The organism is Microbacterium azadirachtae, from assembly GCF_000956545.1.
Classification (GTDB): Bacteria; Actinomycetota; Actinomycetes; order Actinomycetales; family Microbacteriaceae; genus Microbacterium; species Microbacterium azadirachtae.
Window position 1 is genome coordinate 1 of sequence record NZ_JYIT01000003.1, and the last position, 506, is coordinate 506.

Genomic DNA, 506 nt, shown 5'->3' on the forward strand with positions numbered 1-506 from the left:
TCCGCGACGCGCTCGACGCTCAGCGCGCCGTCGGCCAGGGCCTGCACGATCGCGTCCTTCGCCGCGCGGAAGTCGCGCCGATCCTGGTCGGCCGCCGCCGCGTCGCCGGGGTTCGTGGGGTTGCCGATGCAGAGCAGATCGGCCCCCGCGGCGAGCGCGCGGACCGCTCCCCCGCCGATGCCCACCGACTCGCGGATCGCGGCCATGTCGAGGGCGTCGGTGACGATCACGCCGTCGAAGCCCTCGGCGCGGAGCATCCCCAGCACCCGCGGGTTGAGCGTGGCGGGCGCCTCGCCCCACGCGGGCACGACGATGTGCGCCGTCATGACCGACCGCGCGCCGGCGGCGATCGCGGCACGGAACGGCGCGACGTGCACGCGGTCGAACTCCTCCGGGTCGCCCGTGATCCGCGGCAGGTCGTGGTGCGAGTCGAGCGCGGTGTCGCCGTGGCCGGGGAAGTGCTTGACGCACGCCGCGATGCCGGTCCCCTGCAGGCCCTCGACCGC

1 protein-coding gene is annotated in these 506 nt (G+C 76.1%); it reads right to left on the minus strand.

Annotated elements, in window-relative coordinates:
* Positions 1-506, minus strand: a 506-nt coding sequence (locus RL72_RS00015) for a glycoside hydrolase family 3 N-terminal domain-containing protein (RefSeq protein ID WP_045248752.1), incomplete at both ends; no start/stop codon positions are given.